Here is a 13,131-nt window from a genome sequence, read left to right as displayed (position 1 = left end):
GTGGATGGTGGGTGTGGGCGACGAGGCCCCGGCTGTCCAGGCGGCGCCCCGCGGCCCTGAACGAGAGGACCGACCACCGTGACCACCGTGAACGACGCGAGCACCGCCTCCAGTCCGTCGACGCCGCTGACCGAGCGCATCGATGCGCTCCTCGGCCAGCTGACCACCGACGAGAAGGTGCAGCTGCTCACCGGACGTGACTTCTGGACCACCTGGCCCATCGAGAAGATCGGGCTGCGCCGGATCCTGATGTCGGACGGCCCATCGGGCGTGCGCGGCGAGGTGTGGGACGAGCGTGACCCGTCCCTGAACCTGCCGTCGGCGACCGCGCTGAGTGCCTCGTGGGACCGCGCGATCGCGAAGCGCTACGGCGCCGCCGCCGCGGTGGAGGCCCGCCGCAAGGGCGTGGACGTCGTGCTCGGCCCGACCATCAACCTGCACCGGTCCCCGCTCGGTGGCCGGCACTTCGAGGCGTTCAGCGAGGACCCTGTGCTCACCGGTGACCTGGCCGCGTCGTACGTCGACGGCGTGCAGGAGAACGGTGTCGCCGCCACCCCGAAGCACTACATCGCGAACGACTACGAGACCGACCGCTTCACCGCGTCGACCGAGGTGTCGGACCGCGCGCTGCGCGAGCTGTACCTGCTGGCGTTCGAGAAGGCCGTGACCGAGGCGCACGCCTGGGCGATCATGTCGTCGTACAACGCGATCAACGGCGTGACGGCGTCGGAGAACGACCTGCTCGAGACCCCGCTCAACTCGGAGTGGGGCTTCGACGGCATCGTCGTGTCCGACTGGACCGGGGTGCGTTCGGTGGACTCGGCGAAGGCGTCGCAGGACGTCGCGATGCCCGGGCCGAACCCGTGGTGGAGCGAGGGCCCGCTGCTCGCCGCCGTGCAGTCCGGCGAGGTGCCGATGGCGGCGATCGACCGCAAGGTCCGCCGGATCCTGACGCTGGCCGCACGCGTCGGCGCGCTCGAGGGCTTCGAGCCCGTCGCCGCGTCGCCCGTGCACGTCGAGGACGGCATCGCGTTCGTGCGCGAGGCCGAGGCCGAGGGCACGGTCCTGGTCCGCAACACCGGTGTCCTGCCGCTCGACGCCCCCGCCGTGTCGCGCATCGCGGTGATCGGGCACAACGCCGACCAGGCCCGCACGCAGGGCGGTGGCTCGGCCACGGTCGTGCCGTCGCAGGTCGTGTCACCGCTGGACGGCATCCGTTCGGCGTTCCCCGGCGCGAGCGTGGACTACGCGATCGGCGCCGTCGTGCAGGAGGGCATCGCGGAGTTCCCGCTGTCCACCATCACGAACCCCGGCACCGGGGAGCCCGGAGCCCGGGTCGCCTTCGTCAAGGACGGCGAGGAGCTGTTCGTCGAGGACCGCCGCGCGACGGCACTGTTCTGGTTCGGCGGCGACGCCCCGACGCGTGAAGCCGACCGGCTCGACATCACCACCACGTACACGGCCGAGTCGACCGGGACCGTGCGGTTCGGCATCGGCGCGGCCGGACGGTCACGCATGTGGATCGACGGCGAACTGCTGCTCGACGAGGACGTGCCGTTCGAGGGCGACCAGCTCGGTGCTGCGTTCCTCAACCCGCCGGCGCGGTCGGTGCCGGTCGAGGTGACCACCGGCCAGCAGGTCGCGATCCGCATCGAGTACGACATCGTGCAGGACGAGACGCTCGGCGGCGTGCTGGCGTACCAGTTCGGCACCGAGCCGTCGGACGACGACCCCGCTGTGCTGATCGAGGCCGCGGTGGACGCCGCCCGTGGTGCGGACGTCGCCGTGGTCGTGGTCGGCACGAACTCCAAGGTCGAGTCCGAAGGCTACGACCGATCCTCGCTGGCACTCCCCGGTCACCAGGACGACCTCGTGCGCGCGGTCGCCGCGGCGAACCCGAACACGGTCGTCGTCGTGAACGCCGGGTCGCCGGTCGAGATGCCGTGGCGGAACGACGTCGCCGCGGTGCTGCTGACCTGGTTCGGCGGGCAGGAGTACGGCAACGCCCTGGCCGACGTGCTGACGGGGGCGCAGGAGCCCGGCGGCCGCCTGCCCACGACGTGGCCGGTCGCGATGGCCGACGTCCCCGTGCTCGACGTCACCCCGGTCGACGGGAAGGTCGCCTACGACGAGGGTGTCCACGTCGGTTACCGGGCGTGGCTGCGGGCCGGCACGGAGCCGGCGTACCCGTTCGGGCACGGCCTCGGCTACACCACGTGGTCGATCGAGGGCGTCTCCGCGACCCCGACCGTGCGCGAGGGCGACGCCGTCATCGTCACGGCGACCGTCGCGAACACGGGCGACCGGTCCGGCAAGCACGTCGTGCAGGTCTACGCGTCCCGTGCGGAGTCCGCAGTCGACCGCCCGGTGCGCTGGCTGGTCGGGTTCGCCCCGGTCCGGCTCGCCGCGGGCGCCTCGACGGAGGTCTCGATCGAGGTCCCGGCGCGAGCCTTCGCCCACTGGGACGGCTCGTGGCAGTACGAGTCGGGGACCTTCACGCTGCACGTCGGTGCCTCGGTCGTCGACGACGCCGGAACCGCGTCCCTCGAACTGGAGTGACGAAGTCGTCCGGTTTCCGCGCAGCTCCCGACTCCGTTCAGTAACATCGTTCTGCGCGAGTCGGCTGGTTACCGTCCGCGCACGCACCGACTACGGGGTCGCTGGGTGAGCGACTCGGTCTCCTGATCCGGCCGTTGTTGCCCTGGCCTCCCCGGTGCGTCCCAGAATGCGTCCCCGCGTCCGCGCGGGGACGCATTCGTCGTTCCGGCCCCGATGCGCACCGGTGAACCGGCGCGGGAACCAGGTTCCGGACACAACACCACGGGATCGCGCGGTGCTGTGTCCGGAACCAGGTTCCGTGGCTCGTTCCGGCCCCGATGCGCACCGGTGAACCGGTTGCCGCACTTCGTCCCGGTTCGGAAAAACGAGTGACACTTGGTCAACTTCATACGTCCCGGGTGCGCGGAACGGTGTGACAAACCGCTCGGTAGGTGGAACGATGGGTGCACCATCTCGTGCGGATCAGGGACGAGATGGTCATCCGGCCGGGCTCTCGGGCCTCACCAACTCGATCAGAGCCCTGCCGGATGCCCTTGACTCTCGGTGGTGCGGCGGCGGCGGGACCGCAGGTGGTCGGGCCCGCGGCACCGGCCCTCAGGCCCGCAGCGCCGGGGTGATCTCCTCGGCCACGATGCGCAGGATTCGCTCGTGTGCCGCACGGTCGCCGTTCGCCGGCAGGGTGATGACGAGCTCGTCGGTGGCGGTGACCGCCGGGTCGTCGAGCAGGGCGTCGACGATGGCCGCCGGTTCGCCGGACACGACCTTGCTGAAGCGGAACGGCGGGGTGCCCGAGAGCGGCCGGCCCTCGTCGTCCATCCCGGAGGCGTACCCGGTCAGGAACTCCTCGTGCACCTCGCGGTCGTGGTCGTCGAGGAGCGGCACCACGATCCGGCCCACGGCGACCTTGGACTCGCGCTCCGGGTGCAGCTCGGCGAACCGCTCGCGGTAGGCGGCGATCTGATCGGCCTGCGCCTGGGCGAACGGGGCGCCGGTGTCCTCGGTGTTCAGGGTCGAGCAGTGCAGCAGGAGGCCCTTCTCGGCCGTGCGGACCGCCGTGCCCATGCTGCCGCCGCCCCACCACACGCGGTCGCGCAGGCCCGGGCTGAGCGGCTGCAGGGTCAGGTCGGCCCCGGCGGGGATGCTCTCGTAGCCCTTGCCGGCACTGCCCAGGGGCTCACCCTGCAGCACCTCGAGCAGCCGTGCGGCGCGGGCCTCGGCCTCGTCACGGAAGCTGCGGTCGACCGTGCCGAACACCGGGTCGAGGATCGGACCGTACCCGGCGATGCCCGTGCTGATGCCGAGCTGCACCCGGCCACCGCTGAGCAGGTCGACGGTGCTGGCGTCCTCGGCCAGGCGCACCGGGTCCTCGTAGCGCATGCCGAGCACGGCGGTGCCGAACGCGATGGTGCTGGTGCGCTGCGCGGCTGCCGCGAAGAAGGTCATCGGGCTCGTCAGGTACGGCTCGAAGTGCCGTCCGCGCACCCAGCCCGTCCCGTAGCCGAGGGACTCGGCGGTCTCGAACAGGCGCAGGCCGTCCTCCAGGGCGCCGGCGGCGCCGTCGGTGCCGCCGTGGTTCGGGACGAAGGAGAGGAAGCCGAGTTCGCGCATGTCGCGAGTCTATGCGCACGTATCGAAATGCGCCTGAGTCGGCGACGGGGCGGACGGGAGGCCCGTGGCGGCGCCGCCACGGGCCTCCCCCCACCGGCACGGCCGGTCCGCCGCTGGCGCGTCGCCCCGGTACCGGCGGCGTGGGCCCAGTCCGTCATGGCCGTACCTGGGAGGATGGGCGCATGACCGACGTCACCGCCCTGCCCCCGCTCGTCGCCGCGATCCCGGCGGCGGTGGACGGCGTCGTCGACCCCGACGAGGTCTACGAGGCCTTCGCGGCCTGGGCCGCGGAGGGCGGCCGACCGCTGTACCCGGCGCAGGACGAAGCCGTCATCGAGCTCGTGTCCGGCGCGAACGTCGTGCTGAGCACACCGACCGGCACCGGGAAGTCGCTCGTCGCGGCCGGCGCGCACTTCGCCGCGCTCGCCGAGGGCAAGCGGAGCTACTACACGGCACCGATCAAGGCGCTGGTGTCCGAGAAGTTCTTCCAGCTCGTCGAGCTGTTCGGTGCGCAGAACGTCGGCATGGTCACCGGCGACTCGAGCGTCAACGCCGACGCCCCGATCGTCTGCTGCACCGCCGAGATCCTGGCGAACCTGGCGCTGCGGCAGGGACCGGACGCCGACGTCGACGTCGTCGTGATGGACGAGTTCCACTTCTACGGCGACCCCGACCGCGGCTGGGCGTGGCAGGTGCCGCTGCTCGTGCTCGAGCGGGCGCAGTTCCTGCTCATGTCGGCGACCCTCGGCGACGTCACGACCATCGCCGACGACCTGTCCCGCCGGACCGGTCGGCCCACCGCCCGCGTGACCGGTGTCTCGCGACCCGTGCCGCTCGAGTACCAGTACGTGATGACGCCCGTGCAGGAGACGGTCGAGCGGCTCCTCGAGGAGGGCAAGGCGCCGATCTACATCGTGCACTTCGCCCAGGCCGCCGCACTCGAGCGGGCGCAGTCGCTGATGTCGGCGAAGGTCGCCTCGCGCGAACGCCGCGACCAGATCGCCGACGCCATCGCCGGCTTCCGGTTCAGCGCCGGGTTCGGACAGACCCTGTCGCGCCTGATCCGGGCCGGCATCGGCGTGCACCACGCCGGCATGCTCCCGAAGTACCGACGACTCGTCGAGCAGCTCGCCCAGCGCGGCCTGCTGCCCGTCATCTGCGGCACCGACACCCTGGGCGTCGGGATCAACGTGCCGATCCGGTCCGTGCTGTTCACCGGGCTGACGAAGTTCGACGGCACGAAGATGCGCCAGCTGTCCGCGCGGGAGTTCCACCAGATCGCCGGCCGTGCCGGCCGTGCCGGGTACGACACCGAGGGCGACGTCGTCGCCGAGGCACCCGAGCACGACATCGAGAACGCCCGCGCCGTCGCCAAGGCCGGCGACGACCCGAAGAAGAAGAACAAGATCAAGCGGAAGAAGGCGCCCGAAGGCTTCGTGTCCTGGGGGCAGGCGTCGTTCGAACGGCTGATCGCGGCCGAGCCGGAGCCGATGGTCTCGCGCATGCGGATCACGCACGCGATGGTGCTGTCCGTCGTCGCCCGCGGAGGGGAAGCCTTCGCGGACGTCCGGTCGCTGGTCTACGACAACCACGAACCGCGCTCCCGGCAGCTCGCGATGGCCCGGCGGGCACTCGTCATCGCCCGGACCCTCATCAACGCGCGAGTGATCGAGAAGGTCGACGGCGCCTACCGCCTGACCGTGGACATCGCGCCGAACTTCGCGCTCAACCAGCCGCTGTCACCGTTCGCGCTCGCCGCGTTCGAGTTGCTCGACCCTTCTTCTCCCACTTATGCACTGGACATGGTCTCGGTCGTCGAGGCCACCCTCGACGACCCGCGGGCGATCCTGTCGCAGCAGCAGTTCAAGGAGCGCGGCGAGGCCGTCGCCCGCATGAAGCAGGAGGGGATCGAGTACGAGGAGCGGATGGAGCTGCTCGAGGAGGTCACCTGGCCGAAGCCGCTCGACGAGCTGCTGACCGCCGCGTACGAGGCGTACGCCGCCGAACAGCCCTGGGTGCTCGACTTCCAGCTGTCCCCGAAGGCCGTCGTCCGCGACATGTACGAACGCGCGATGACCTTCGGCGACTTCGTGCGCTTCTACCAGCTCACCCGCTCCGAGGGGCTCGTGCTCCGCTACCTGTCCGACGCGTACCGGACCATGCGACAGACCATCGCCGAGGAACAGCGGACCCAGGAGCTCGACGACCTGATCGAGTGGCTGGGCGAAGTCGTGCGGCAGACCGACTCCTCGCTCGTCGACGAGTGGGAGGCGCTGCTCAACGGCGACGTCCTGCTGGCCTCCGAGGAGCACGAGGAGATCGCGCCGCCGCAGCCCGCACGACTCACCGGCAACCCGCGGGCGTTCCGGGTGCTCGTGCGCAACGCCCTGTTCCAGCGGGTGCTGCTCGCCGCGGCCGACGACATCGACGGGCTCGGGGAACTCGACGCGACCGCGGGCTTCGACCGGGCCGCGTGGGACAACGTGCTCGAGGAGTACTACGAGGAGCACGACAGCATCGGCACCGATGCCGATGCGCGCTCGATGCAGTACCTGGTGCTCGACGAGAGCGGCGCCACCGCATCACCCCGGGTCTGGAAGGCGCGGCAGATCTTCGCCGACCCCGAGGGCGACAAGGACTTCGGGTTCTCAGCGACGATCGACCTGGACGCCTCGGACGAGGTCGGCGAGGCCGTCGTGCGGGTCACCGAGATCGGGCGGTTCGACGGGTGGGCCGAGGTGGACGTCGACTGATCGGCGCTGGGGTTGTCGGACGTGTACCGTCTCCGGCACCACCCCCACCCGAGAGGACTGCGTCATGCGCATCGGATCCAGCATCGCCCTGATCGTCATCGGCGCGATCGTCGCCTTCGCGCTGAACATCCAGCTCGCCGGTATCGACCTCCGCCTGATCGGCTACATCCTGATGGCAGCCGGTGTCGTGCTGCTCATCATCAGCCTCGCCGTGGCCTTCGGCGGTCGCCGCACCACGACCACCACGCGCTCGGGCGTCGACCCGGCGTCGGGGGAGCAGATCACCCGCCAGGATCGGCGCGACGGGACCTACTGACCCGCGCGAAGGGTCAGAAGAGGGTCGCGGGCGGGGTGGCGTCGGGCAGCGCGGACGGCTCGGGGACCTCGGCGCCGGGCCAGCCGGGACCGTGCGGCACGTCGGTGCCGTTCTGGAACGCGGTGGCTGCACCGCGGGCTCGCACGTCGGCGGCCTCGTTCATCTCGTGACCGACGTGGCCGCGGACCCACTCGAACGTGACCTTGCGGCCCTGCAGTTCCGCGTCGAGTTCCTTGATGATCTCGACGTTGAGCACCGGCTTGCCGTCGGCCTTCCGCCAGCCCTTGCGCTTCCAGCCGGCGAGCCACTCGGTGCAGGCCTTGATGGCGTACTGGCTGTCGCACAGGATGTGCAGCGGCTCGCCGGTGTCCTTCGTGGCGCGGAGCAGCTGCAGCACGGCGGTGAGCTCGCCGATGTTGTTCGTCGCGCGGGGCCAGCCGCCGGCCGCCCACCGGTCGTCGTCGACGTACCAGGCCCACCCGGCGGGGCCGGGGTTGCCGAGGGCTGAGCCGTCTGCGGCGGCGACGATCGTCACGATGGGACCTCCTGGTGGTGCCGAGTGCTCGCGAGTGCTGGTCAACCGTAACCGACCGTACGGACGGGCTCTGCGCGGCGGGGCGGCGACCGGATCAGCGCGCTGCGGGATCCAGGTTGAGATCGGTGTCCGTGATGAGCTGGTCGCCCGCTCCCGTCTGCAGCGACGGGTTCAGCCAGCGGAGTTGCGCGACGGTGATGCCCAAGCGTTCGGCGACCGTCACCTGCGCGTCGTCGCTCGACACCTGGTAGGACACCGGCACGCTGTCACGCTCGTGCACCCATCCGTTTGCCCCGGGCCGCGCTGCGCCCACGTCGACCTGAAGGTGCGGGTACGGGTCGGGGATCGTCCAGCGCAACGGAGCAACTGCAAGCACGGAGCCGATGCCGGTGCGTCCGGAATCGTCCCCGTCATCAGACGGCGCCGGCACGAGCGCGACGCTGTGCAGGAAGTCCGGAGTGGACCCAGCCTCGGACAGTCCGACCGAGTCCGGTGCACCGGTCTCCGGGTCCCAGATGACGACTCCGGCGCGGTACCCGCTGGCGTCGCCGCCACCGTCAGCGTCACCACCGCGGAACTCCAAGCTCATCCACTGCGGGTTCGTCGTGTGGTAGCCGGACAACTCGGCGTCGAAGGTGCCGCTCTCGTTCGCGACGACCCGAACGTGGATCCGGGTGTCACCGCTCGCCGAGACGACATCGGTCTCGGCGGCGACCGTGCCGGCAGCCAGGACCTGCGGCGTGCTGACCTGTTGTGCGGTCGGAGTCGGGTCCGCTCCCTGGCTTCGGTCCGTTCGGTCGAGTGACGCCTGTCGCGTCGGGATCGCGTCGTCGCCGCCGAACGCGGTGCACCCGGCGAGCAGCAGCCCCACCAGTGCCGAGCCGATCACCGCGGTCGTCGCGGTCCGTGTTCGTCCCATCGTTCCCCCTCGTCGGCAGCGTAGCGGGGGCCAGGGACGTCATCGAGTGCGGGGAGCGGACCGAGCCAGACTCGTCACACGGGGCCGAGGACTACCGTCCGCTGCAGGAGGAAACACCATGAGCGACAGCATCCCGAACGCCCCCGGCCCCGAGCCGTCCGACGACCGCGCACGCAACGACGCGCTCCGCGACGCCGCGCACAGCGACGACGTCGACGGGGTCAGCGGACGCGAGCAGCGAGCAGCGGACACGTCGTACAGCCCGTCGAGCGAGCGCGAGATGGACGCGTCCCAGACGAAGCAGCGCGACGACGCCGACCTGCGTGCGGACGGCATCGACCCGTCCAAGGTCATCGCGGCCCCCGGGACGGGTGGCGCGGACGATGCCGGTGACGTCGAGCCCGAACCGGGTGACCTGCACCTGCCGTGGCAGTCCGAGGAGGACCGCCGGGGCTAGCTCGACGCCCGGTCGAGTTCGCGCACGAGAGTCTCGCCATCGGTGACGTCCCAGAACGCCATCGGCTGTGGCCCGAAGAAGCCGTCGAGACCGGTGTTCGCGTAGACCTTCGCGTTCGTTCCCCACCCGAAGAGCATCGATCCCGGTCCGCCTCCCGTCGCGTCCCACTCGACGTTGCAGTGCCGTCGGTCACCGGTCCAGCTCACGGTGCGGTCGGTGCGGCCGATCGGGACCTCCCGCGTGCCGCGAGGGGTGATCACGAGGGCCCGGCGCTCGGTCACGGCGTAGACGGTCCTCCGCTTGCGGTACCGCTTCACGAGGAACCGTCCGACGAGCAGGTGCAGGCCCATCAGCGTGAACAGCGACCCGACGACCAAGAAGAAGGGCGGCGCCCCGCTGGTCACGGCCGAGACGGTCCAGAACGCCACGAATCCGCACCAGAGCAGCGAGAACGGGATGAGGAACCCGTCGCGGCCCGAGAGGAGCCTGGCCGGATCGCTCGTGCCGGCCCAGTACAGGTGCTCGTCGGGGCGCAGGTGTTCACGGGCGGTCTGTTGAGGATCGATCACCCCTCGACAGTACGGCCCGCCACTCGCTGTTGCTGAACAGTGCGTACCCCACCCGGCTACGACACCGAGTCCGGGTGGGAGCCCGTCCGCTGCCCGGACTCGAGCGTCGCGATCGCTGCGAGCTCGTCGTCGGTCAGCACGAAGCCGTCGACGTCGAGGTTCGACCGGATCCGTGACGGCGTGACCGACTTCGGCAGCACCACCACGCCCTGCTGCACGTTCCACCGCACGAGCACCTGCGCCACGCTCACGCCGTGCGCGTCCGCGATGTCGGTCAGCACCGGCTCGTCGAGCAGGCGCCCACGACCGAGCGGCGACCACGCCCCGGTCACGATGTCGTGCTGCTCGTGGAACGCGATGAGTTCGCGCTGCGGCAGCCACGGGTGCCGTTCGACCTGGTTCAGCGCCGGTACCTCGCCGGTCTCGTCGATGAGCCGCTGCAGGTGCGGCACCTGGAAGTTCGAGACACCGATGCTCCGCGCCCGCCCTGACTCACGCAGTTCCACCAGAGCGCGCCAGGTCTCGACGTAGCGGTCGTTGGCGGCGGCCGGCCAGTGGATCAGGTAGAGGTCGACGGCGTCGAGCCCCAGCCGCTCGAGGCTGCGGTCGAATGCCCGCAGGGTCGCGTCGCGCCCCTGGTGGTCGTTCCACACTTTGGTCGTCACGAAGACGTCGTCACGGTCCAGCCCGGAGGCCCGGATCGCCTTGCCGACGCCGGTCTCGTTGCCGTACATCTCGGCGGTGTCGACGTGCCGGTAGCCGGCGTCCAGCGCGAGGCCGACCGCCGTCTCCGCTTCGGCATCGTCGACCTTATAGACGCCGAAGCCGATTGCGGGGATCGAGCGGCCGTCGCGCAGGGGATCTGAGGTGACCATGCACCCATCCTGCCGGTGCCTGGCGGGCGTGCGCCGGGCCTCCAGGCAGTCTGTGGAGAACGCGACCCGTACGTCGGGCGCACGTTCCTTCCCATACCGGCCGCGATGGCGAGTGGAATCGGGCGTACCTGGTCAGAACTTCCGACCAGGTACGCCCGATTCCACCAGGTGCGCCCGAAACCGCCCGCCGCCGCCCGCCGCCCGCCGCTCAAGTCGGCAGGTGCACCGGCTCGGTGTCGGGGAGGGGGCTTGCGTCACGGCCGCGCAGGTCGGGCAGCCAGCTGCGCATCGCCAGGGGGAGCAGCACGCCCAGGCCGGCCATCACGGCGCCGACGGTGAAGCCGCCGACGGGGCCGCTGCCGTCGATCAGGAAGCCGGCGATCGCCGAACCGCCGGCGGCACCGATCAGCTGGCCGGTGCCCATCCAGCCGTAGGCCTCGGCGGTGTCGGAGAACTTGACGGTGGCGGAGACCGAACCGAACATCACCGCGAGGGCCGGCGCGATGCCCACACCCGCGATGACCAGGGCCAGGCAGAGCCACCAGAAGCCCGTGCCACCGAGGGCCAGGGTGAGGCCGACGAAGACGACGGCCATGCGCGTCCACAGGGTGTTGCGGGAGATGGGGCGGTGGCCGAACGCCAGACCGCCGGCGAGCGAACCGACCGCGAACACCGCGAGCACGATGCCGGCGTTCGGGCTGCCCTCGCCGAAGACGCTGGTGACGCTCGCCTCGACCGCGGCGCACGCCCCGATGAGCAGCAGACCGGTCAGGGTGGCGACGACGACGGCAGGGCGCTTCAGCACGACACCGAAGGCGCGCTTCGAACGGGGGATGCGGACGCGGCCGAGCTCGGGGGAGGCGATGAACCACGCGCCGCCGACGACCAGGAAGACCATCGCGACGACGATCGCCTCGACCGTGCCGACCTGGGTGGCGACGAAGGTGGTGATGACCGGGCCGGCGACCCAGATGAGCTCCTGCGCGCTGGCGTCGAGGGAGAAGAGGGGTGTGAGCTGCGCCGAGGTCACCATCTTCGGGTAGATGGTGCGCACCGCCGGCTGCACGGGTGGGACCGCCAGGCCGCCGAGGAACCCGACCACCACGTAGCCCCAGAGCGGCATGACCACGAACGCGATGACCACCATGCTGATCAGCGCGACGATGCTCGTCAGGATGAGGACGGGGCGCATGCCCCAGCTGCCCATCCACCGGCTCGTCAGGGGGCCGGCCAGTGCCTGCCCGATGCTCGTCGTCGCGAGCACCAGACCGGCCGCGCCGTAGGAGTCGAACACGTGCTCGACGTGCAGCAGGTAGGCCAGCGACAGCATGCCGAACGGGAACCGCGCGGTGAGCTGTGCGGCGATGACACGACCCACGCCAGGGGTCTTCAGGAGGGGCCCGTACGTACTCACGAGACGAGTGTACGGACCGGCCGGACGGGGGTGTCCCCCGTCCTGGGGAGGGGCGGTTCGCGACACGCCGAGGCGTTGATTCCACATCTGTGGATCGGGACTGTCCACCGGTGTGGGGAAGTGTCGGTGGTCGGGCGCAGACTGGCGGAAACTCGGGCCTCCCGGGAATCCACAGACTGTGGAGGACGTTGTGGAGAACTACACGGCTGTAACACTTCCTCTAGTGGTCGGTGCTGCGGCTAGCCACTAGATGTAGTGTGGAGGCATCGCAGCGGCCCCTCCCGGACACGACTGCGGACAGACATCAGCACCACCTCCACAGCACAGCAGAAACCAGTAGGAACCAGGGGAGAACATGGCCGTCACCGTCTACACCAAGCCGTCCTGCGTCCAGTGCACCGCGACGTACCGGGCCCTCGACAACAAGGGCATCGAGTACGAAGTGCACGACGTCTCCACGGACGAAGCAGCGCTCGAGCACGTCAAGAGCCTGGGCTACATGCAGGCCCCCGTCGTCGTCACGGACGACGACCACTGGTCGGGCTTCCGCCCCGACAAGATCGCGACCCTCAGCGCCGAACTGGCGTAGTCGTCTCCCGTCCTGCGGACGGTCACCCCGGTCCCGTTCAGGAGGCCCGGTGATCGCCCGCAGGACACCCTCCGGTCCGCCTGTTCCGCACCTTCTCCAGAGGAGCGCACCATGAGCCGATTGGTCTACTTCTCGAGCGTGTCCGGGTACACCGCGCGCTTCGTCGAGAAGCTCGGCCGCGACGCGGACCGGATCCCGCTCTACCCGAGCGAACCGTTCCTGCACGTCGACGAGCCCTACGTCCTGGTCCTGCCCACCTACGGTGGCGGCAACGGCGAGGGCGCAGTCCCCAAGCAGGTCATCAAGTTCCTCAACGACGCCCACAACCGCTCGCTCATCCGCGGCGTGGTGGTGGGTGGCAACACGAACTTCGGCGAGGCGTACGGCCTCGCAGGGGACGTCATCGCGCAGAAGTGCAACGTCCCCCTTCTCTACAGATTCGAACTCTTCGGGACCCCTGACGACGTGTCGGCGGTCAACTCAGGATTGGATGCATTTTGGACGCAGCAGTTGCAGACGTCGATCTGACGTCGCCGC

12 protein-coding genes are annotated in these 13,131 nt (G+C 70.5%); 6 read left to right on the top strand and 6 right to left on the bottom strand.

The features are described from left to right. Positions 1-78: 78 nt before the first annotated feature. Positions 79-2,559 (top strand): glycoside hydrolase family 3 protein, encoded by a 2,481-nt coding sequence (locus DEJ01_RS15275; protein ID WP_111093490.1) that lies wholly within the window; start codon positions 79-81, stop codon positions 2,557-2,559. 594 nt (positions 2,560-3,153) lie between these two features. Here DEJ01_RS15275 and DEJ01_RS15270 read toward each other — a convergent pair. Beyond that, positions 3,154-4,167: an LLM class flavin-dependent oxidoreductase gene (locus DEJ01_RS15270; protein ID WP_111093489.1), complete on the bottom strand. Its 1,014-nt coding sequence runs from the start codon at positions 4,165-4,167 to the stop codon at positions 3,154-3,156. A gap of 182 nt (positions 4,168-4,349) precedes the next feature. On the opposite strand from DEJ01_RS15270, the gene DEJ01_RS15265 reads away from it, so the two are divergent. Then, positions 4,350-6,920, top strand: coding sequence for an RNA helicase (locus DEJ01_RS15265; protein ID WP_111093488.1), 2,571 nt, complete (start codon positions 4,350-4,352; stop codon positions 6,918-6,920). Positions 6,921-6,984: 64 nt separating this feature from the next. Further along, positions 6,985-7,236: a DUF6458 family protein gene (locus DEJ01_RS15260; RefSeq protein ID WP_027465939.1), complete on the top strand. Its 252-nt coding sequence runs from the start codon at positions 6,985-6,987 to the stop codon at positions 7,234-7,236. 13 nt (positions 7,237-7,249) lie between these two features. Here DEJ01_RS15260 and DEJ01_RS15255 read toward each other — a convergent pair whose 3' ends face one another. Both DEJ01_RS15255 and DEJ01_RS15250 read right to left on the bottom strand, forming a co-directional pair. Next, on the bottom strand, positions 7,250-7,771 hold the full coding sequence (locus DEJ01_RS15255) for a ribonuclease H (RefSeq protein ID WP_027465941.1): 522 nt from the start codon (positions 7,769-7,771) through the stop codon (positions 7,250-7,252). Positions 7,772-7,865: 94 nt separating this feature from the next. Continuing rightward, positions 7,866-8,690: a hypothetical protein gene (locus DEJ01_RS15250; RefSeq protein ID WP_146247644.1), complete on the bottom strand. Its 825-nt coding sequence runs from the start codon at positions 8,688-8,690 to the stop codon at positions 7,866-7,868. A gap of 118 nt (positions 8,691-8,808) precedes the next feature. Here DEJ01_RS15250 and DEJ01_RS15245 point away from each other — a divergent pair, with 118 nt between their 5' ends. Continuing rightward, positions 8,809-9,147 carry a hypothetical protein gene (locus tag DEJ01_RS15245; protein WP_071405879.1) on the top strand — a complete coding sequence of 113 codons (339 nt, stop codon included), beginning with the start codon at positions 8,809-8,811 and terminating at the stop codon, positions 9,145-9,147. Here the strand turns inward: DEJ01_RS15245 and DEJ01_RS15240 are convergent. The 3 genes from DEJ01_RS15240 to DEJ01_RS15230 all read right to left on the bottom strand — a co-directional run bounded on the left by DEJ01_RS15240 (position 9,144) and on the right by DEJ01_RS15230 (position 12,005). Next, on the bottom strand, positions 9,144-9,716 hold the full coding sequence (locus tag DEJ01_RS15240) for a hypothetical protein (protein ID WP_111093486.1): 573 nt from the start codon (positions 9,714-9,716) through the stop codon (positions 9,144-9,146). The two genes, DEJ01_RS15245 and DEJ01_RS15240, sit on opposite strands and share 4 nt — an antisense overlap. 56 nt (positions 9,717-9,772) lie before the next feature. Next, a complete protein-coding gene (locus tag DEJ01_RS15235; protein ID WP_111093485.1) occupies positions 9,773-10,591 on the bottom strand; it encodes an aldo/keto reductase in 819 nt (272 codons plus the stop codon). Positions 10,592-10,799: 208 nt separating this feature from the next. Continuing rightward, the gene (locus tag DEJ01_RS15230; protein WP_071405882.1) at positions 10,800-12,005 is read right to left on the bottom strand and encodes an MFS transporter; all 1,206 of its coding nucleotides are present in this window, start codon (positions 12,003-12,005) and stop codon (positions 10,800-10,802) included. A gap of 355 nt (positions 12,006-12,360) precedes the next feature. Between DEJ01_RS15230 and nrdH the strand changes: the two genes are divergently transcribed. Beyond that, the gene (gene nrdH / locus DEJ01_RS15225) at positions 12,361-12,594 is read left to right on the top strand and encodes a glutaredoxin-like protein NrdH (RefSeq protein WP_017886897.1); all 234 of its coding nucleotides are present in this window, start codon (positions 12,361-12,363) and stop codon (positions 12,592-12,594) included. 111 nt (positions 12,595-12,705) lie between these two features. Beyond that, positions 12,706-13,122, top strand: a complete 417-nt coding sequence (gene nrdI, locus DEJ01_RS15220; protein ID WP_027465945.1) for a class Ib ribonucleoside-diphosphate reductase assembly flavoprotein NrdI — start codon at positions 12,706-12,708, stop codon at positions 13,120-13,122. The last annotated feature ends 9 nt before the right edge of the window (positions 13,123-13,131 follow it).

Source organism: Curtobacterium sp. MCLR17_040 (genome assembly GCF_003234735.1).
GTDB lineage: Bacteria > Actinomycetota > Actinomycetes > Actinomycetales > Microbacteriaceae > Curtobacterium > Curtobacterium flaccumfaciens.
Note: the sequence above shows the minus strand (reverse complement) of the source record. Positions and strands in the feature narration are given on the sequence as shown.

Bases quoted from the DNA above. Each gene is read 5' to 3' on its own strand.
- DEJ01_RS15270 (WP_111093489.1), bottom strand. From the start codon at position 4,167: ATGCGCGAACTCGGCTTCCTCTCCTTCGTCCCGAACCACGGCGGCACC.
- DEJ01_RS15265 (WP_111093488.1), top strand. From the start codon at position 4,350: ATGACCGACGTCACCGCCCTGCCCCCGCTCGTCGCCGCGATCCCGGCG.
- DEJ01_RS15260 (WP_027465939.1), top strand. From the start codon at position 6,985: ATGCGCATCGGATCCAGCATCGCCCTGATCGTCATCGGCGCGATCGTC.
- DEJ01_RS15250 (WP_146247644.1), bottom strand. From the start codon at position 8,690: ATGGGACGAACACGGACCGCGACGACCGCGGTGATCGGCTCGGCACTG.
- DEJ01_RS15245 (WP_071405879.1), top strand. From the start codon at position 8,809: ATGAGCGACAGCATCCCGAACGCCCCCGGCCCCGAGCCGTCCGACGAC.
- DEJ01_RS15235 (WP_111093485.1), bottom strand. From the start codon at position 10,591: ATGGTCACCTCAGATCCCCTGCGCGACGGCCGCTCGATCCCCGCAATC.
- nrdH (WP_017886897.1), top strand. From the start codon at position 12,361: ATGGCCGTCACCGTCTACACCAAGCCGTCCTGCGTCCAGTGCACCGCG.
- nrdI (WP_027465945.1), top strand. From the start codon at position 12,706: ATGAGCCGATTGGTCTACTTCTCGAGCGTGTCCGGGTACACCGCGCGC.